The organism is Duganella sp. CF402, assembly GCF_900109645.1.
In the GTDB taxonomy this organism is placed as follows: Bacteria; Pseudomonadota; Gammaproteobacteria; order Burkholderiales; family Burkholderiaceae_D; genus Rugamonas.
In genome coordinates this window covers 212,674-231,167 of record NZ_FOBG01000002.1, presented here as the reverse complement: position 1 = coordinate 231,167, position 18,494 = coordinate 212,674, and the positions used below count along the sequence as shown (strand labels likewise).

Annotated in this window: 13 protein-coding genes; 6 read left to right on the top strand and 7 right to left on the bottom strand. The window is 63.4% G+C overall.

The window, feature by feature from the left end:
• Positions 1–45 precede the first annotated feature (45 nt).
• The 4 genes from BMZ70_RS19125 to BMZ70_RS19110 all read left to right on the top strand — a co-directional run bounded on the left by BMZ70_RS19125 (position 46) and on the right by BMZ70_RS19110 (position 5,038).
• Positions 46–714: a CoA pyrophosphatase gene (locus BMZ70_RS19125; RefSeq protein WP_092278362.1), complete on the top strand. Its 669-nt coding sequence runs from the start codon at positions 46–48 to the stop codon at positions 712–714.
• Between the two features lie 52 nt (positions 715–766).
• Positions 767–1,726, top strand: a complete 960-nt coding sequence (locus tag BMZ70_RS19120) for a CobD/CbiB family protein (RefSeq protein WP_092278360.1) — start codon at positions 767–769, stop codon at positions 1,724–1,726.
• Positions 1,727–1,897: 171 nt separating this feature from the next.
• Complete coding sequence (locus BMZ70_RS19115; protein WP_092278358.1) at positions 1,898–2,227, top strand: DUF3579 domain-containing protein; 330 nt, start codon at positions 1,898–1,900, stop codon at positions 2,225–2,227.
• A gap of 75 nt (positions 2,228–2,302) precedes the next feature.
• Positions 2,303–5,038: a M16 family metallopeptidase gene (locus BMZ70_RS19110; RefSeq protein WP_092278356.1), complete on the top strand. Its 2,736-nt coding sequence runs from the start codon at positions 2,303–2,305 to the stop codon at positions 5,036–5,038.
• Here BMZ70_RS19110 and BMZ70_RS19105 read toward each other — a convergent pair.
• From BMZ70_RS19105 to BMZ70_RS19095, 3 genes are all read right to left on the bottom strand, one after another.
• Positions 5,035–5,967 (bottom strand): glycosyl hydrolase, encoded by a 933-nt coding sequence (locus BMZ70_RS19105; protein ID WP_092278354.1) that lies wholly within the window; start codon positions 5,965–5,967, stop codon positions 5,035–5,037. The genes BMZ70_RS19110 and BMZ70_RS19105 overlap by 4 nt on opposite strands.
• A 535-nt stretch (positions 5,968–6,502) precedes the next feature.
• Positions 6,503–8,014: a tryptophan halogenase family protein gene (locus BMZ70_RS19100; RefSeq protein WP_092278352.1), complete on the bottom strand. Its 1,512-nt coding sequence runs from the start codon at positions 8,012–8,014 to the stop codon at positions 6,503–6,505.
• A gap of 56 nt (positions 8,015–8,070) precedes the next feature.
• A complete protein-coding gene (locus BMZ70_RS19095) occupies positions 8,071–10,779 on the bottom strand; it encodes a TonB-dependent receptor (RefSeq protein ID WP_092278350.1) in 2,709 nt (902 codons plus the stop codon).
• Positions 10,780–11,147: 368 nt separating this feature from the next.
• Between BMZ70_RS19095 and BMZ70_RS19090 the strand changes: the two genes are divergently transcribed.
• The gene (locus BMZ70_RS19090) at positions 11,148–11,903 is read left to right on the top strand and encodes a GntR family transcriptional regulator (protein WP_092278348.1); all 756 of its coding nucleotides are present in this window, start codon (positions 11,148–11,150) and stop codon (positions 11,901–11,903) included.
• Positions 11,893–13,113, top strand: coding sequence for a glycoside hydrolase family 18 protein (locus BMZ70_RS19085; RefSeq protein ID WP_092278346.1), 1,221 nt, complete (start codon positions 11,893–11,895; stop codon positions 13,111–13,113). Before BMZ70_RS19090 ends, BMZ70_RS19085 begins: the two co-directional genes overlap by 11 nt.
• A gap of 36 nt (positions 13,114–13,149) precedes the next feature.
• Here BMZ70_RS19085 and BMZ70_RS19080 read toward each other — a convergent pair whose 3' ends face one another.
• From BMZ70_RS19080 to BMZ70_RS19065, 4 genes are all read right to left on the bottom strand, one after another.
• A complete protein-coding gene (locus tag BMZ70_RS19080; protein WP_092278344.1) occupies positions 13,150–14,454 on the bottom strand; it encodes a tetratricopeptide repeat protein in 1,305 nt (434 codons plus the stop codon).
• Positions 14,455–14,525: 71 nt separating this feature from the next.
• On the bottom strand, positions 14,526–15,824 hold the full coding sequence (locus BMZ70_RS19075) for an MFS transporter (RefSeq protein WP_092278342.1): 1,299 nt from the start codon (positions 15,822–15,824) through the stop codon (positions 14,526–14,528).
• A gap of 23 nt (positions 15,825–15,847) precedes the next feature.
• Positions 15,848–17,350, bottom strand: coding sequence for a beta-N-acetylhexosaminidase (gene nagZ, locus BMZ70_RS19070; protein ID WP_092278340.1), 1,503 nt, complete (start codon positions 17,348–17,350; stop codon positions 15,848–15,850).
• Between the two features lie 127 nt (positions 17,351–17,477).
• On the bottom strand, positions 17,478–18,491 hold the full coding sequence (locus tag BMZ70_RS19065) for an SIS domain-containing protein (protein WP_092278338.1): 1,014 nt from the start codon (positions 18,489–18,491) through the stop codon (positions 17,478–17,480).
• Between the last annotated feature and the right edge of the window lie 3 nt (positions 18,492–18,494).

Genomic DNA, 18,494 nt, shown 5'->3' with positions numbered 1-18,494 from the left:
AAAGGGCGCCTCTGGGCGCCCTTTTTTTTGACTTCAGGAGCACACTTGGCCAAGCTACCATTCGACCCGCAGCAACTGCCGATAGACGGCATCGCCGGCGAACCCGCCGTTGCGCCCGAACGCCTGACGCCCCAATGGCTGCGTGAACGTTTTGCCGCGCCACCGGCCGCGTGGACGGCGGAAGCGCGCGAGCGCGTGATGCCGGGCCGCGACGAGCGCGCGCCGACGCCGGCCTCGGTGCTGGTGCCGCTGGTGCTGCGCCCGACCGGCCTGACGGTGCTGCTGACCCAGCGCACCGCCCATCTGACCGACCACGCGGGCCAGATCAGCTTCCCCGGCGGCCGCGCCGAAGATTATGACGCCGACGCCGTCGACACCGCGCTGCGCGAATCGGAGGAGGAGATCGGCCTGGCGCGCGCCCATGTCGACGTGCTGGGCGTGCTGCCGAATTACCTGACCGGCACCGGCTACTGCGTCACGCCAGTGGTGGCGCTGATCCAGCCGCCGTTTGAAGTGGCGGCCGATCCCGGCGAGGTGGCAGCCATCTTCGAGGTGCCGCTGGCCTTCCTGATGGACGGCGCCAACCACCAGCGCCTGTCGGTGGACCTGCCCGGCGGCCGCCGCAGCTTCTACGCCATGCCGTACGAGGGCTATTACATCTGGGGCGCGACCGCCGGCATGATCCGGAATCTGTTCCATTTCTTGCGCGCGTAGTCACACTACGCTATCGTAACGACCATTACGGCCGTACGAACTAAGGACATACATGACTTTTCTTTCCATCTTATGCGCGCTGCTGATCGAGCAGATGAAACCGCTGCGTGCAGACAATCCGATCTACGCCGAAATCAAGAGCCTGGCGTTGCGGATGGAGACCTGGTTCAACGCCGGCCACTCGACCCACGGCCGCATGGGCTGGTTCCTGATGATGGCCATCCTGATGGTGCCGACCGCCGTGATCTACTGGACGCTGCGCCACTACGAGCTGACCTACGCCGCCTTCGCGTGGAACGTGCTGATCGTCTACCTGACGCTGGGCTTCCGCCACTACAGCCACTATTTCACCTCGATCCAGCTGGCCCTGAACGCGGGCGACGAAGCTGCCGCACGCGCCTTGCTGGCCGAGTGGACCCGGCAGGACACGGTGGGCATGGAAGCGTCCGAAATTACTCGTCTGGCGGTGGAGAAGTCGCTGATCACCACGCACCGCAATGTGTTCGGTGTGTTCTTCTGGTTCCTGATGCCGGCCGGCCCGGCCTGCGCCGTGATGTACCGCGTGTCCGAGCATCTGGCGCGCGCCTGGAACGAGCCTGAGCACATGCGCAACGAGGCCTTTGGCCAGTTCGCCGCGCGCGCCTACTACTGGATCGACTGGATCCCGGTGCGCCTGACCGCCGTGGCGTTTGCCGTGGTTGGCAACTTCGAGGACGCGATCTACGCCTGGCGCAACTTCGCCCACCGCTGGTCGAACGAAGCGGTCGGCATCATTCTGTCGGCCGGCGGCGGCGCGATGGGGGTGCGCCTCGGTTCGCCGGTGGAAAACGCCGTCAAGGCGCAGTTTGTCGATGCCACCACGGTGGACGTGGAAATCGAGCCCGATGTGATGCCGGGCGACGAGCCGAGCATCCGTGCCCTGCAAAGCACGGTGGGCCTGGTGTGGCGCGCGCTGTTGTTGTGGATGATGCTGTTGTTGCTGCTGTCGAGCGCCGTTTGGTTCGGCGGATAGGCAGAAGCGGTTACAATAGCGGTATTGCCGTGGTGCAGGGCAATGAACTCCTGCACCAAAGTGGGATCTTCCTTGAAAAAGACGTTGCCAATCAAGGGCTTACTTATTTAGGTCTTCTATAAGATATAATACGTAAGATTTTTCCTCATCCACGCAGAAGCAGCCGCGCCTATGTCCGTTCAAAAACCGGCAGAACAGCAAGATTCGTTCTTCATCCTTGGCCAAACCAGCAATGGCCGGCAGTTCCGTCCCAGCGACTGGGCTGAGCGCCTGTGCGGCGTGATGGCCTGCTTCAAGCCGGAAGGTGTCGGCGGCGGCCGCGATTCCCACCTGCAGTTCTCGCCCTACGTGACGCCGACCGTGGTCAACGGCGTGAAGTCGGTGGTGGTCAACGGCAAGCTGCGCGGTCTCGAGCCGATGGCCTATCACTTCGTGCTGTCCTTCGCCAAGGACAACGACCTGCAAGTGGTCGACGCCTGCCTCGTTCCCGAAAAGAATTAATTTTTACTTAAGACTCTACCCACCTGCGCTGGGTGGGCGTATGCTGCGTGTTCTGATCTTTTTTCGAGAGAGAATATGAACAACAGCCGTCTGAAACACGCCGCCGCCGCCAGCCTTCTGCTGTGCGGAATGTCATTCCTTGCCACTGGTCCAGCCTGGGCCGCCGCCGCGCTGCCGGCCGGCGTGGTCAAGGGACCATCGGTCGAAGGCATCACCGAATACCGGTTGCCGAACGGCCTGAAAGTGCTGCTGTTCCCGGACGCCTCCAAGCCTACCGTCACCGTCAACGTCACCTACCTGGTCGGCTCGCGCCACGAGAACTACGGCGAGACCGGCATGGCGCACTTGCTGGAGCACATGGTGTTCAAGGGCTCGCCGAAAAACAAAGCCATTCCGAAGGAATTCGCCGATCGCGGCATGGAATTCAACGGCACCACCTCCAACGACCGCACCAACTACTACGAGGTGTTCCAGGCCAGCCCGGAAAACCTGAAATGGGCGCTGGAGATGGAAGCCGACCGCATGGTCAATTCCTTCATCGCGCGCAAGGACCTGGACTCGGAAATGACCGTGGTCCGTAATGAGTACGAAGCCGGCGAGAACAATCCGTTCGGCGTGCTGCTGAAGCGCATGCAGAGCATCGCCTACGATGCGCATGCGTATGGCCGCTCCACCATCGGCAACCGCAGCGACATCGAGAACGTCAAGATCGAGAACCTGCAGGCGTTCTACAAGGCCTACTACCAGCCGGACAACGCGGTGCTGCTGGTGGCCGGTAAGTTCGACGTGGCGCAGACGCTGTCGTGGATCAGCAATTCGTTCGGCAAGATCCCGAAACCGAAGCGCGTGCTGCCGCCTTTCTGGACCGTCGAGCCGACCCAGGACGGCGAACGCAGCTTCACCGTGCGCCGCAAGGGCGATGTGCAGATCGTCGCGCTGGGCTACAAGATTCCAAGCTCGCTGCAGGGCGACAGCGACGCGATCAGCTTCATGTCGCAAATCCTCGGCGACGAGCCGACCGGCCGCCTGCACAAACAGCTGGTGGAAAGCGGCAAGGCCGCGCAGGTGTTCAGCTTCGGCATGACCGGCTACGCGCCGGGCCTGCAAATCATCGGCGCGGTGGTCAAGTCGGGCGAGCCGCTGGAACCGGTGCGCGCGGCGCTGACCGAGGCGGTGGAGAGCTTCGCCAAGACGCCGCCGACCGAAGAAGAGATGGAGCGTACGCGCCGCAACTTTGCCAACTACATCGAGAAGTCGCTCAACGATCCGCAGCGCGTGGGCGTGACCTTGTCGGAAGAGGTATCGCTGGGCGACTGGCGTTTGCTGTTCGCCGGCCGCGACAAGCTGTCGAGCATCACCTCGCAGCAAGTGGCCGAGGTGGCGGCGCGCTACCTGAAGCGCGACAACCGCGTGGTCGGTGAGTTCATCCCCGAAGACAATCCGCAGCGCGCCGACATCCCGGCCGCGCCGAGCGTGGCCGAGGTGATGAAGGACTTCAAGGGCAAGGACAGCGTGCTGACCTCCGAGGTGTTCGATCCGAGCCAGGACAACATCAACGCCCGTACCGAGATCAAGACCATCGGCGGCCTGAAAGTGGCGCTGCTGCCGAAGAAGAACCGTGGCGAGACGGTCGCCGTGCATCTGAAGCTGCAATGGGGCGACGAGAAGAATCTGGCCAATACCAGCGTGGTGTCGGAAGTCGCCAACGAGATGCTGATGCGCGGCACCAGCAAGTACACGCGCGAACAGCTGGCCGACGCCTTCTCCAAGCTGAAGATCACCGGTTCGCCGTACAGCTTTGAGACCACCGGTCCTAACCTCGACGCGTCGCTGCGGCTGGTGGCACATGTGCTGAAGGACGCCAGCTTCCCGCAGGCCGAATTCGAGCAGTTGCGCCAGCAGTGGATCGTCGGCCTCGAATACTCGCGCGGCGAGCCGCAGGTGCTGGCCAACGAGGCCATCGAGCAGCACTACAACCACTACCCGAAAGGCGACGTGCGCAACGCCCTGACCGTGGCCGAACGTCTCGAAGCCGTCAAGGCGCTGAAGCTGGAGGACGTGGTCGCCTTCCATAAGAACTTCTACGGCGCCAGCCGCGGCGAGCTGGCGATCGTGGGCGACTTCGACAAGGCTGCCATCAGCAAGACCATCGACGAAAGCTTCACCGGCTGGAACAGCAAGGCTTCCTACGCCAAGATCCTGAACACCAATGTGGACAAGGCGCCGTTGCACGCTACGCTGAATGCGCCGGACAAGGAGAACGGCTCCTACGCGGCGCGCCTGCCGATCGATCTGAATACCGAGGATGCCGATTACGCGCCGCTGGAGCTGGCCAACTACATCTTCGGCGGCGGCGCGCTGAAATCGCGCCTGATGGACCGCATCCGCCAGAAGGATGGCTTGTCGTATGGCGGCGGCAGCGGCATCTATGCGGGCGAGGAAGACCGGGCCGGCAACTTCGGCATGGGCGCCATCGCCGCGCCGCAGAACCTGAAGAAGCTGGAGGCCGCGATCCGCGAAGAGCTGGACCGTGCGCTGAAAGACGGCTTCACGCAAGCGGAGCTGGATGGCGCCAAATCGGGTCTGCTGCAACAGCGCCTGCAGAACCGTGCCAAGGATAGCGTGGTGGCCTCGGGCTGGACCCGCAACCTGCATATGGGCCGCACCTACGCCTGGAGCAAGGAGTACGAAGCCAAGCTGAAAGCGGCCACGCTGGCGCAGGTCAATGCCGCCTTCCGCAAGCATATCGACCCGGCCAAGATGTCGGTAGTGGTGGCAGGTGATGAGGCCAAGGCCGCCAAGAAGCCTTAAAACTTCGGCAGGCGGTCCAGCGTGATGATGTTTGGATCGCCGTAGATCTTGCGCTTGTGGGCGTTGCTGTTGTGGTGTTCACCGGTCCAGAAATTATCCGGGCTGGTGACGCCGGCTTCGCCCCGGCCGTCGTTCCAGACCATGAACCACAGCCAGCGCTGGCCGTCCTGCAGGTCGGGGATGTGGCCGGTCTCGGTCAGCGCGATCGGCTTGCCATGCTGCGCCGTCTTGCGCCATGCTTCGGCGTAGTTGTTTTCGTAGACGTCGTAGCCGGTGATATCCACCACATCATCGCCCGGATACCAGGCCGGGTCTTGTCCATTCCATACCCAAATCAGATTGTGCAGGCCGTGCTTTTGCGTCAGACGCTCATGCATGTGCCGCCACAGCGCGATATAGCCTTCGCGCGAGGTGCCCCACCAGAACCAGCCGCCGGCGGCTTCGTGCAGCGGACGCCATAGCACCGGCACGTTGGCGTCCTGCAAGCGCTTGAGTTCCAGCGCGACGCGGTCGATATCGGCGTCGATCTGGCGGTAGTCGGCTGCCGGCAGGCGGTAGGGCGTCTCCTTGGTGTAGAACTTGCCGTTGGCGATGCGCCAGTGCCAGTGGAAGGACACCAGGCCGCCGCGCGCGTCCCAGGCGATGGCTTCTTCGGTCTGGTGGCGGCCGTCGCCCTCGGTGGCGTCGACGTAGTTCATGAAGTCATAGCCCATCAGCGCCGGATATTTGCCGGTGTCGTCGTGCACGCGCTGCGCCATGTCGACGCTATCGCGCCAGGTCAGGTCGGACTGGCCGGCGAGGGTGGACTTGCCCCATACGCCGAGCAGGTAGTCGTAGACCGCCTGTGTTTTCACATCACGCGGCGCCGCGCTGGCCAGCGGCAGGATGAGGGCAAGGAGCGGAGCCAGAAGCAGGGGAAGGTATCTCATGTGGCGAATGTAGCGCCGACGCTGGCGATGCACAATCAATTTGCCGCATTCGTCGCGTGTTTAGCTTGTGCATGCATCTTTTTAGTCGAAGGCGATGTCTTCAAGGCGAATGCGCCACTTGCGGCGCTCCGGCAAGCACCAGTTGTCGCGTTGCGAGGTATCGCGCTTTTCAACCGGCGGTGGTGGGGGGAGCGGCTGCAGGCAGTATTTCGGTTTGCGATGGCGTTGCGGTTGCTGCGGAGACGTCTTTAGAACCGGAGCTGCGTTCCAGCCGCTGAATTAGTTCGAGCAGGACATGGCTGGGTAACTGCACGCTCACTGTGGTAAACATTCTTTTTTTTCCCTCTTTTCTTCTTTTTAGACAGGCCAGAAAAATAAAAGTTCAAAAGAGAGGGAAAGAGAAGAAAAAAGAACGCAAAAAAGAAGGTTTACCACAGGGCCTTGGTAAATACTCCGCCGCGTGTATTCTGCTGGCAAAAAAAAGCCCGCCAGGGCCGGGGACGCCGTGGCGGGCAGAGACTACACAATGAAGCGGTTACATGCCGGCTTGCTGGGCCAGCTCGTTGAGCACGGTGCGGTGGTCGCGGAAGTTGAGTGCGCAGCGGCGCATGAAGTCGTCCAGCGGCGCCAGCGCTTCGGTGTTCGGCGCCTGCCCGATCTCCGGGAAGGTGCCCATGCCGGCCAGCAGCGCATACCACGAGCCGACCGGGTAGTAGCGCTCGATGTTCTGACGGCGGATCTCGGCCGCCAGGTCCTTGCCCTCGATCCAGGTCTGGAAGATGTGCTTGAGCGAATCCGACACGCTGCCAAGGTTCTCGGCGTTGGCGCGCCAGTATGGCGTGTCGCTGCGGCTGTTGGTCTTGTAGTGGGCCACGATGTAGTCGCGGTGGCCGTCGAAGTAGTCGTGGATTTCCTGGTTGTAGAGATCTTGCGCCTTGTCGCTCAGATCGCCTTTTTCCAGGAACAGCAGGAAGATCGCGGCCGTCATCTGGGTCAGGTACAGCGCGGTCGCTTCCAGCGGTTCGAGGAAGCCCTGCGACAGGCCGACCGCCAGCACATTGCGGTTCCAGTGCTTGGTCACACGGCCCAGTTTCATTTTCAGATGGCGCGCCTGCACGTCCGATTCCAGCAAGCCCAGCTTGCTGCGCAGTTCGTGCTCGGCTTCGTCGGCCGACACGAACGACGAGCTGTATACATAGCCGTTGCCATAGCGGTTGGTGAGTGGGATCTTCCACGCCCAGCCATGCTTCATGGCGGTCGATACGGTCTGGGTCGGAATCTTGTCGCCGATCTCGCTCGGCATGGCGATGGCGGAATCGTTGAACAGGTTGTCGGCATAGCTGACAAACGGCGTCTCCAGCGTTTTGCCGATCAGCAGGGCGGAGAAGCCGGAGCAGTCGATGAAGAAATCGGCCGCCAGCTGTTCGCCTTCCTGGGTGGCGACGGCCGCGATGTCGCCGCGTTCATTCATCACCGCGTGCGTCACGTGGCAGACCTTGTGCTGCACGCCCAAGGCGGCCGCGCGCTGGTGCAGGAATTGGCCGAGCAGGGTGGCGTCGAAGTGGTAGCCGTAGGTGGTGAAGAACGGGAAGTTCTCCGCCGCGTGCGGCGCCAGGCAATCGTCGCTCAGGCGCGACGACAGGAAATAACGGTTGGGACGGGCGTCGATGGCGGCGCCGCGTTGGCGTGCATGGACGTTTTCCATAAAGTTCGGCAGGGTCAGGTTGTCGACCATCGTGGCGAACTGGTGGAAGTAGCTTTCGTAGCCGGGTTTGGTGGACCAGCCGTCAAACGTGATGCCGCTTTTGTAGGTGGCGTGACAGGCCGGCATCCATTCGGCTTCGCTGATGCCGAGGCTGTCGAAGTAGCGCTTGAGCGCCGGCGTCGAGCCTTCGCCCACGCCGATCACGCCCACGGTGGGCGATTCCAGCACCGTGATCTCGACGCCTTGTTTGATCAGGGCGTCGCCGTACATCAGGGCCGTCATCCAGCCGGCGCTGCCGCCGCCGACGATGATGATTTTCTTGGGAGGCGTGGTCACGTTCATGTCAGGTATTCCGGGTTAAAAAAAACGGGGCGCGAACGCCCCGTTTTGACTGCTGCTTAGTACTTGGCGTGCAAGGTCAGGTAGACCTGGCGGCCATTCTTGTACAGCGAACCTGGCAGGTCCATCGCGCCGGCGGTGTGGATGACCGAACGCACCAGCGGGTTGTTCAGGTCCTTGCCGTCCAACGTGATGCTGTAGCTGTCGTTGATCTGGTAGGCCAACGATGCCGACAGGGTGCCGATCGGCGCCTGGAAGGCGGCGCTGTTACGGCTGGTGCCGTTCAGGAAGCCCGAACGCCAGCTGTAGGTCACGCGGGCGCTCAGCTTGTCCTGCTCATAGAACAGGCCGACGTTGTAGGCGTTCTTCGAGGTGCCGATCAGGGTGCAATCCGGCGAAGTCAGGTTGCCGCATGGCGAACCTGGCGCTTTGCCGGTTTCCTTGCCCAGGGTGTAGGTGTAGTTGGCGTTGATGCCGAAGCCCTTAGGCAGTTCCTGCACGTACGAGAACTCCAGGCCCTTCACTTCCGCCGTGGTGTTGACCGGGGTCGACACCTGGTACACGGTGTTTTGCTTTTGCAGCTGGTTGTAGAAGGTGGCGGTGCTCGAACCGTAGGTCACGTAGCCGTCCAGCGCCGAGTAGAAGGCGCCGGCCGACACCAGCGATTTCGGCGCGAAGTACCACTCCAGGCCCAGATCGTAGTTGTTGGCGCGGATCGGACGCAGGTTCGGGTTGCCGACGTTGCCGGTACCCTGGACGTCGCGCAGGTCGACGCCGGCCATCATGCCCAGCTCAGGACGCGCCATCGTGCGGCTGGTGCCGAAGCGGGCCACCAGGTCCTTGGTCACGTCGAGGCGGAAGTTGGCGCTCGGCAGGAAGTCGATGTAGCCGTTGGAGTACTGCTTAGGCTCGAAGCCGCCCGATGGGCCGATCTCGTAGCGGTTCACTTCTTCGGTGGTGTGCACCACGCGCAGACCGAAGTTACCCGACAGGCTTTCGGCGCCGAAGTTGGCCATCACGAAGGCCGACTGGGTCGGTTCCTTGATGGTGAATTCGTTCTGGCGCAGGTTGCCCGAGTAGCTGCCGTATTTGGACAGCCAGCCGTTGACGGCGTCACGCGAGAAGGTCCAGTAGCCGGCGCCGTTGGCGCCCAGTTCGTTGAAGTCGCTCGGGAACGAGGTCAGGCCCGACATCGGCAGGTTGGCCACGGAATCGAGGCCCGGCAGGGCGTTGATGCCGATCGCGGTCAGGTCGCGCTTGTGTTCCGCCACACGGCCGCCGAACTGCACGCTGCTCACGGCGCCCCAGTCGGTACGCAGGGTGCCGCTCAGTTCACCGTAGGTTTCCTTGTCGTTCGCGGTCACATGCGAGCCGTAGGTGTACGGGGTGGCCTGCATGCCGCCGATCGAGAACTTGTCGGCGCCCGGGATGTTGTAGATCACGGCCGAGCCGGCGTCCTTGATGGTGTAGCTGCCGCCGGTCCACGGCATCCAGACACCGAGCGCGCCGCTGACGGTGTTGCCGATGCCCTTGGTGGTGCCGATGCGGCCTTTCAGGGTCAGCTGGTCGTTGACGCGCCATTTGGCGTCGATGTCGAAGAACTGCGATTGCGATTCCGCCACCGGACGGCTGAACTCTTCCTGTACCGCGCTCGACATGGTGGCGCAGGCGGTGCAGTTGGCCGGCACGGTGCCGGTCAGCTGGGTGATGACGCCGTTGCTCAGGGTGCCGCTGGTGGCGCCGGCCGGGAAGTTGGTGGTGGCCCACGACGGCGCCAGGAAGCGGCCCAGCGACTGCATGAAGTTGTGGTTGATGTTCGGCGCGTCGAGGTGCGAGCGGAACGCGGTCAGGTCCAGGGTCAGGTCGTTGGTCGGCTTGATCTGTACGTCGATCAGGCCGCCCTTGCGGGTACGCTCCTGCTCGAACCAGGCGGTGCCGCCCAGGTAGTTGGCCATCGCGCCGGCCGAACCTGGCACGGCGTTGGCGACCGGGCTGCCGGCTTCCACGCGGTCATACCAGATCTGGTTTTCCTGGCCGACGCGGCTCAGGGTGCGCTTCTGGTGGAAGCCTTGCACCAGCACGCCCAGGGTGTTCTGGTCATTCTTCCAGGCCACCATTGCGCTCAGTTGCGGGTCGGTCTTGCCGGAGTTCGACGAGTTGACGCCGCCCAGGCTCACCTGCGCGTTCAGGGTTTTCTTGAAGTCCAGCGGCTTGCGGGTCTCGATATCGACCACGCCTTCGGCGCCGCCTTCGAGCAGGTTGGCTTGCGAACCTTTATGGACCGTGACACGGCCGATCAGTTCGGACGGGAACAGCGAGAAGCTCACGCTGCGGCCGCCGCCGATGATGTTGTCGGCGAACCAGTCGCCGCTTGAGACGGTATGGCCGTTGAGGGTGGTCAGGGTCAGGCCGAACGGGGTGCCGCGCAGGGCCACGCGGTCGTTCTCGCCGAACGAGCCTTCGCCGCCGCCGGCCGCCGCCACGCTCACGCCTGGCAGGCGCTGCAGCGAGTCCGCCACGTTTTTGTCCGGCATCTTGCCGACGTCTTCGGCGGTGATGACCTCAACCAGCGAATCGGAGTTGCGCTTCTGGTTCAAGGATTGTTGCAGCGAGGCGCGGATACCGGTCACGACGACCGATGCCGGTTCGTCCGCTGCCTGTTGTGCTTGTGCTTGTGCTGAAATGGTGGCGCCCAGAATCATCAGGCCGACCGCAGTGGCGATCGGCGTCAGTTTGGACTGTTTGCTGTTCTTCGTATGGTGATGCATTGTTCCCTCCCGTTGAAGAGGGCTCCGCCGAGCCCCCTGATTGTTGATGTGCTTCTTTTTAGATCACGTTCAAAACCAATCCAACGCCAATATACTCGCGTTTCAATACCAGATCACTACCACTTTAAAATTCTTTTTTGTTATGTTGTATGTAGCCGACAAAGTATCTTTTCGGCAACCTGATAAGACCGGATTGATGGTGGTATGGAAAGCCGCTGTGCGCGTATGCAACACAGAAAAAGCCTTTACCTAAAGGCTCTGTGCGATGCGATAGATTTTTTTTGCGGCGCTGGCTGGCGCGCTGGAATTACGGTGGTCTTTTTTTGGTATTATCGTCTGACAACTACGGAGAGGACGTCACCATCGTTATGAAAAGCGATCCAACGACACCACTGGTACACATCCGACAGCACCTCAATGAGACCAGTAACCTGCCCCTGTACCAGCGCCTGCAGCGTGCCTTGCGTTCCGCCATCGAGCACCACTTGCTCAAGCAGGAGGACGCCTTGCCGGCCGAGCGCCAGCTGGCGGCCGACCTCGAGATCTCGCGCATCACGGTGCGCAAGGCGATCGACGGGCTGGTCAGCGAGGGCGTGCTGGTGCGGCGTCCCGGCTCCGGCAACTTCATCAACACCCGCATCGAAAAGAACTTCTCCAAGCTGACCTCGTTTTCCGAGGACATGCGGGCCCGCGGGCGCACGCCGCGCAGCGTGTGGCTCAAGCGCTCGGAAGGCACGGTGACGCCGGACGAGGCGATGCGCCTGCGCCTGAGCCCCGGCTCGAAGGTGTACCGCTTCAACCGCATGCGCTACGCCGACGATGTGCCGATGTGCCTGGAATACGCGACCATCGTCGCCGCCTGCCTGCCGTCGCTGGAGGCGGTGGACCTGTCCATGTACGACGCGCTGGAACAAGCCGGCAACCGCCCGGTGCGCGCCTTGCAGCGCTTGTCGGCGCTGCTGCTGAACGCGGAGCAGGCCGCGCTGTTGCAGGCGAAGGAAGGGGATGCCGGGCTGGCCGTTGAGCGGCTCGGTTTTTTGCGCGACGGACGCGCGGTGGAATTCTGCCGCTCCTACTTCCGTGGCGATATGTACGACTTTGTGGCAGAACTGAATGCAAACTAAATTTATCCCGCTGGCCCTGGCGCTGGCTGTATCGTCGACTGTCGCTCCGGCGATGGCTTCGGAAGTGATCGGCTACTACCCCGGCTGGAAGCACGCCGCCTTTCCCGTCGCCTCGGTCGACGCCAGCCGCCTGACGATGGCGCTGTACGCCTTCGTCGACCTGTGCTGGGACGGCAAGCATGGCAATCCCGAGCCGTCGGTAAACTATGTCGCGGCCTGCCAGGAACCGCTCAACGGCGCGCTGGCCTGGCGCGACGAAACCGAGGATGGCGCCAACCTGCGCGCGCTGGTGGCGCTGAAGCGGCAGCATCCGCACTTCAAGGTGGTGATCTCGGTGGGCGGGTGGGACTGGTCGAACCGCTTCTCCAACGTGGCGGCGTCGGCGCCGGCGCGCGCCAACTTCATCGCCTCGAGCTTGAAGGCGATGCGCAAGTACGGGCTGGATGGCGTCGACCTCGATTGGGAGTATCCGGGCGAGGCCGGCGTGCCTTGCGTGGCGGGCGAAGTGTGCGCGCGTCCCGAGGACCGCCAGAACTTCATCACCTGGGTGCGCGAGCTGCGCGCGGCCTTCGATGCGGCGGGCAAGCAGGATGGCAAGCATTACAGCATCACCATCGCGGCCGGCGCCAACGGCAATTACGTCGGCGATGGCAAGTGGCTCAAGGAGCTGGCGGCAGGCCTGGACTGGATCAACATCATGGCCTACGACTACCACATGCCGTGGGAGAAAAGCACGGGCCACCACGCGGCGCTGTACGCCGACCCGAAAGATCCGGTGGCGGCCGACGGTTTCTACGCATCGCGTTCGGTACAGCGCTATCTGGGCGCCGGCGTGGCGGCGGACAAGCTGGTGCTGGGCGTGCCGTTCTACGGCTACGGCTGGAAGGGCTGCGCGGCGGGACCGGCTGGCGATGGGCTGTACCAGCTGTGCACGGGCGGCGTCACCGATGGCATCAACGGCGGCAATTCATACGGCTACGGCACGATCTTGAAGAAGCCGGGCCAGCGCCTGCGCAACGCTGCCGCCAGGGTGCCTTATCTGTACGATCCGGCCGGGCAGGTGTGGATCACGTATGAAGATCCCGCGTCGCTCAAGGAAAAGGCGCGCTACATCAAGCAGCAGAAGCTGCGCGGCGCGATGTTCTGGGAACTGAGCGCCGACGACAGCGAGCACCAGTTGCTGCGCACTTTGTGGAGTTCAATGAGGTAAAAAAAAAGCCAGCTCGAACGCTGGCTTTTGATTTTCTTACTTGGCTTCAGCCGCGCCGATCTTCGGGCCGGTCTGGTACATGATCCAGTAGCGGGCCAGGTCGGCGCGCGGGTCGGTGCCGACGGCCAGAGGCTTCAGCACTGCCAGCGACTCGTCCTTCTTGCCGGCCATTGCCAGGGCGTAGCCCAGGCGCAGCTTGGCGTCTTCAGGATTCTTCGATACGCCCTTGGCGATACCTTGCTTCATCAGGTCGACGCCCTTGTCGAACTGGCCCAGGGTCACGTAGTTGTAGCCCAGGTTGACCAGGCCCACGCCGTCTTTCGACTTCTGCGCAGGAGCGATGCCGCTGTCGATGTTTTTCGCATCGTCAGCCGCGCCCTTGTTGGCGCTGTCGCGGATTTTTTGCAGCGCGGCCTTGTCCTTGCCGGCCGGGATGCCGTTCGGGTAGCCCTTGTCCATCGCGATCTTCGCTTCGGTGAAGAAGCCGCCCAGCACCGACAACTCGGCTTGTTCGGCGTAGTCCTCAGGCTCCATCTTCGACGGCACGGTGACGGCCTTCAGGCGCACCAGGTCCAGGTCCAGACGGTTGTTGTAGGTCTTCTTGCCACGGGTGCGGTTCAGCAGGTCGTTCCAGTAGTCTTCGGTCGGGTAGTAGCGGGTCAGCTCTTCCACCGCTTGCAGATACAGTTCGGTGTCCTTGGTCTTGATGCCGACGTTGCCCAGCAGGTTCAGGGTGTCCTTGCTTGGCGTGGCGCCGGACGCCTTGGCCGCTTCGATGTCCTTCAGCGCTTCGACCTTGGCGGTGGCGAAATCGTTCTTCAGGAAGTACGAGCGCACGATGAAGGGACGCTGCTTGACCTTGTCGCCCGACTCGACGCCGTAGCGCTCGAACCATTTGATGGCGTTGTCGAAGTCTTTCAGGTTGCTGTAGTAGATGCCGGCAATCGCGTCGATGAAGCGCAGCTTGTTATCCTGCGGCAGGCGGCCGGAATCGATCATCGCGATCAGGCCGTCGATGGTCATTTGCTGGTTGCCCGAAGCCTGGCCCAGTTGCACGCGCAACTGGTTCAGCACGAAGGTTTCGTACGGGGTCAGGTTAGGCATGGCCGCGACCTGGTCGATGCGGCTCTGGAATTCGGTGTAGTTCTTCGCGTCCAGCAGCGGCTTGGTCTGCGCCGGGTCGATCAGTTTGTAGATTTCCGGACGCACGGCGTCTTTCGGTGCTTCCGCTTTCTTTTCTTCCGCAGCGTGGACCGGGGCCAGGCCCAGCATGGCCGGAGCGGCGTTCAGGCCAATGGCGGCCAGGAGCAGGCTGATACGAGCAAAACGAGTGTGGGACATGGTTATCCTTTAAATCATACTGGAGATGTAAACCCGCGTATTGTTACATAAAACCGGTTCGAAATCCCAATTCAAGCGTGCTGCACGGCGGCGGCCTGCGCCTCTTCCTTCTGCTGCGGGCGCGCGACCATCGGAATGACTTGCGACAGGATGGCAACCGGAATCGCCGACAGCATCACCCAGATGAAGAAATGCTGGTAGCCGAGCGCGATCTGGATGTCGCCGCTGAATAGCTTGAACAGCACAGAGCCCAGCTGCATGATGCCGGTGGCGAAGGCGTAGTGCGCGGTCTGGAACTTGCCCGGCGCGACCACCTGCATCATGTACAGGATCAGGCCGACGAAGCCAAAGCCATAGCCGAACATCTCCACGCTGAGCGCCGCGCTGATGATGGACAGGTCGGTCGGCTGGAAGGTGGAGAGCAGGTAGAAGGCGACGTTCGGCAGGTTGACCGCGAGGATCAGCCACAGGATGGCGCGCTTGAGGCTCAGCCACGAAGTGAAGTAGCCGCCGGCGATGGAGCCGACCAGGAACGCCACGGTGCCGACGGTGCCGTACACCGCGCCCACTTCGGCGGTGCTCAGGCCCAGGCCGCCGAGTGCGCGCGCCTCGCGCAGGAACAGCGGCCCGATGGACTGCACTTGCGCCTCGCCGGCGCGGAACAGGATGATGAAGATGATCGAGACCCAGATGCCTGGCTTCTGGAAGAATGCCACGATCACTTCCCACAGCGTGCGGGCGATGGCGGTGGCGTTGGTGTCTTTGCTCGCTTGGTTTTGCGCCAGCGGCAGCGCCCAGCGGTTGTACAGGCCGAGCGCGATCATCATGGCGCCGAGGATACAGAAGCAGATGGTCCATGCCGGCACCACGCCCAAGGTTTTCTCGAAGTGGCCGGCCAGCAGCAGCAGGCCGCCGGTGGTGAAGAATTTGGCGGCGTTGAAGAAGGTGCCGGTCCAGCCGGCGTACTGCGCCTGGCCTTTTTCATCGAGGCTGGTAATGTACAAGCCGTCGCACGAGATGTCGTGGGTGGCGGAGGCGATGCCGACCAGTGCCAGCATCGCCAGGCTGGCGGCGAACCAGAACGGCGCCTGCAGCGCCAGCGCGACGCCGCCGAGGCACAAGCCACCGAACACCTGCAAGAAGGTGACCACCAGCTTTTTGCTTGGCGCCAGTTCGAGGAAGGGACTCCACAACGGCTTGAGCGCCCACGGCAAGCCAACCAGGGCGATCCAGTGATTCAGCTCGTCGTTGGGCACGCCCATGCTCTTCAACATCTGGCTGGCGACGATGGCGACGGCGAAGTAGGGCAGGCCCTGCGCGAGGTACAGGGTCGGCACCCAGAGCTTGGGATTGCGGATGGTGTCTTGCATGTGGAGTGTCTCCGGTGTGTTCTTTATTCGAAGCCAGGTACCGGTGCGTTGCCGGTGGCTTGCAGGGCGCCGGACAGCCAGCCGTTGATGGCCTCCAGCGCCGGCTTGGCGAAACCGTAGGTCATCAATGCGGGCGCGTTGATGTCCAGCGCCTGATACGGGTTCCACAGCGCCAGATGCAGGTCCGGACGCCAGGTGTCGCGCGCATGCTGGCCGTAGCGCAGGCGCGAGGTGGAGGCCAGCATGGTGAAGCGGCCGTCTTGCGGCAGCGCGCTCCAGTCGAAGCTGTCGGCATCGGCAAAGGTGACCAGTTCGACGTCGTACAGCGCGCGCAGCGAATCGGCCACCACACCGGCCGGCACGCCCGCTTCGGAGACGCCGTCGCTCACCACGTCGGCGCGCGCGATCAGACGTACCTTGGCGCCGGCGGCGGGACGTTGCGGCTGGCTTGATGCGGTGCTGTACGCGGTCAGGCTGCGGCGCCAGCCTTCGGCCATGATGTCGCGGTCGGCCGCGTCTTCCTTGTACGAGCGCGGTTTGCATGGGTAGGCCTTGGCCAGCGACGACAGGCGCGCCAGGCGGGTGTCGATGTCGGCCTGCGACAGCGCGCCCGAGGCGATGGCGGCGGCGATGGCGTCCAGCGTTTCGTTCTGCGTTTCAGTGGTGCCCAGCGCCATCACCATGTCGGCGCCGGCGGTCAGCGCGCGCACGGCGGCGTTGCCGACGCCATAGCGGCCGGCGATGGCGTGCATGTCCATGCCGTCGGTGATGATGATGCCCTTGTACTCCCATTCCTCGCGCAGCAGGTCGTTGAGGATGCGGCGCGACATGGTGGCCGGGTTTTCCGGATCGAGCGTCGGGTAGACGATGTGCGCGGTCATCATGGCCGGCGCCGCGCCGGAGGCGATGCGGAACGGCGCCAGTTCCAGGCGGTTCAGTTCTTCCACCGGCTTGTCCACGGTCGGCAGGTCGCGATGCGAGTCGACGTTGGTGTCGCCGTGGCCGGGGAAGTGCTTGACGCAGCAGGCCACGCCTTCGGCATGGCTGCCGGCCATCCACGCCATCGCCAGTTCGGCGGCGCGTTTCGGCTCGGCGCCGAACGAGCGTTCCGCGATCACCGGGTTGTGCGGATTGTTGTTCAGGTCCAGCACCGGCGCGAAGTTCCAGTTGAAGCCCAGCGCTTTCACCGCGCGCGCGACGGCGGCGCCGGTGCGGTAGGCGAGGTCGGTGTCGTCGGCCGCGCCCAGGCCCATTGCGGCCGGCGGTGCGGGCACCCAGGTCGAACGCACCACGGCGCCGCCTTCCTGATCGATGGCGATCAGCGCTTCAGGGCCCATCACGGCGCGCAGATCGGCGGTCAGCTTGGCCAGCTGTCCGGAGTCGGTCATGTTCCCCCGGAACAGGCAGACAGCGCGGATGCTGTTCGCTTTCAGGAAGTCGGCGGTGGCCGCATCCAGCACGGTGCCGGGAAAGCGGATCATGATCAGTTGACCGGCGATGTTGCGTAGTTCGTTTTGTGTTGTCATTTCACTGCTCCGTCCATGCCGCGCCGTTGCCGTCATTCCGGCGCAGGCCGGAATCCAAGGAGTGCGTGCCTGCACGCTAAGCTTGGGTCCCGGCCTGCGCCGGGACGACCGCGTGAGCGGGCATGCTTTAGTTGGTCTTGGTGACTTTGCTCAGGTGGCGCGGCTGGTCCGGGTCCATGCCGCGCGCGGCCGACAGTTCCGCCGCCATTTTGTAGAACGCCTGGATCGCCACGATAGGATCCAGATCCGGCGTCGCCGCCACCGGCAAGGTCAAATCGCGTTCCGCCACATCGGCCGGCGCCGCCAGCAGCACGTGCGCACCACGGCCGCGCATTTCGCTCGCCAGTTGCAGCAGGCTCGCTTGCGTCGGGCCACGGGTGGCGAAGATCACCAGCGGGTAGCCGTCTTCGATCAGCGCCATCGGGCCGTGCTTGATTTCCGCACCGCTGAAGGCTTCCGCTTGCAGCGCCGACGTCTCCTTGAATTTCAGCGACGCTTCCAGCGCCACCGGGAAGCTGATGCCACGGCCAACCACCATGATGTTACGCGCAGGCGTCAGCACTTCCACCGCCTTCGACCAGTCTTCGGTGGTCGCGGCGCGCAGCGATTCCGGCAGCGCTTCGAGGCCGGCCAGCAGTTCAGGATCGTTCTGCCATGCGGCCACCAGGCGCGCACCTGCCACCAGGCTGGTGATGAAGCTCTTGGTGGCGGCCACGCTTTGCTCTTTGCCAGCGCGCAGCGGCATGGCGAATTCGGCGGCGTGCGCCAGCGGCGAATCGATATCGTTGACCAGCGCAATGGTGGTGGCGCCGCCATCGCGGAAGTAGCGGATCGGTTCCACCACGTCCGGGCTCTGGCCCGACTGCGAAATCGAGATGGCCAGCGTGTCGCGCGTCAGCAGCGGCGATTTATTCAGCGTCACCAGCGACATCGGCAGCGACGCCACCACGCGGCCCAGGCGGGCCATGATCAGGTAAGCCACGTAGGCGCAGGCGTGGTCCGAGCTGCCGCGCGCGATGGTCAGGGCGGTCGAGAAGGAAGTGCTCCTCAATTTGCGGCCCAGTTCCGCGTAACGGTCGCCGTCGTTTGCCAGTTGCTGGGCTACGCAATCAGCTGCGGACAGGGCTTCTTTCAACATCATTGA

What these genes read in the sequence shown, in the direction of transcription:
- BMZ70_RS19120 (WP_092278360.1), top strand. Translation starts at nt 767, where the DNA reads ATGACTTTTCTTTCCATCTTATGCGCGCTGCTGATCGAGCAGATGAAA.
- BMZ70_RS19115 (WP_092278358.1), top strand. Translation starts at nt 1,898, where the DNA reads ATGTCCGTTCAAAAACCGGCAGAACAGCAAGATTCGTTCTTCATCCTT.
- BMZ70_RS19110 (WP_092278356.1), top strand. Translation starts at nt 2,303, where the DNA reads ATGAACAACAGCCGTCTGAAACACGCCGCCGCCGCCAGCCTTCTGCTG.
- BMZ70_RS19105 (WP_092278354.1), bottom strand. Translation starts at nt 5,967, where the DNA reads ATGAGATACCTTCCCCTGCTTCTGGCTCCGCTCCTTGCCCTCATCCTG.
- BMZ70_RS19100 (WP_092278352.1), bottom strand. Translation starts at nt 8,014, where the DNA reads ATGAACGTGACCACGCCTCCCAAGAAAATCATCATCGTCGGCGGCGGC.
- BMZ70_RS19095 (WP_092278350.1), bottom strand. Translation starts at nt 10,779, where the DNA reads ATGCATCACCATACGAAGAACAGCAAACAGTCCAAACTGACGCCGATC.
- BMZ70_RS19090 (WP_092278348.1), top strand. Translation starts at nt 11,148, where the DNA reads ATGAAAAGCGATCCAACGACACCACTGGTACACATCCGACAGCACCTC.
- BMZ70_RS19085 (WP_092278346.1), top strand. Translation starts at nt 11,893, where the DNA reads ATGCAAACTAAATTTATCCCGCTGGCCCTGGCGCTGGCTGTATCGTCG.
- BMZ70_RS19080 (WP_092278344.1), bottom strand. Translation starts at nt 14,454, where the DNA reads ATGTCCCACACTCGTTTTGCTCGTATCAGCCTGCTCCTGGCCGCCATT.
- BMZ70_RS19075 (WP_092278342.1), bottom strand. Translation starts at nt 15,824, where the DNA reads ATGCAAGACACCATCCGCAATCCCAAGCTCTGGGTGCCGACCCTGTAC.
- nagZ (WP_092278340.1), bottom strand. Translation starts at nt 17,350, where the DNA reads ATGACAACACAAAACGAACTACGCAACATCGCCGGTCAACTGATCATG.
- BMZ70_RS19065 (WP_092278338.1), bottom strand. Translation starts at nt 18,491, where the DNA reads ATGATGTTGAAAGAAGCCCTGTCCGCAGCTGATTGCGTAGCCCAGCAA.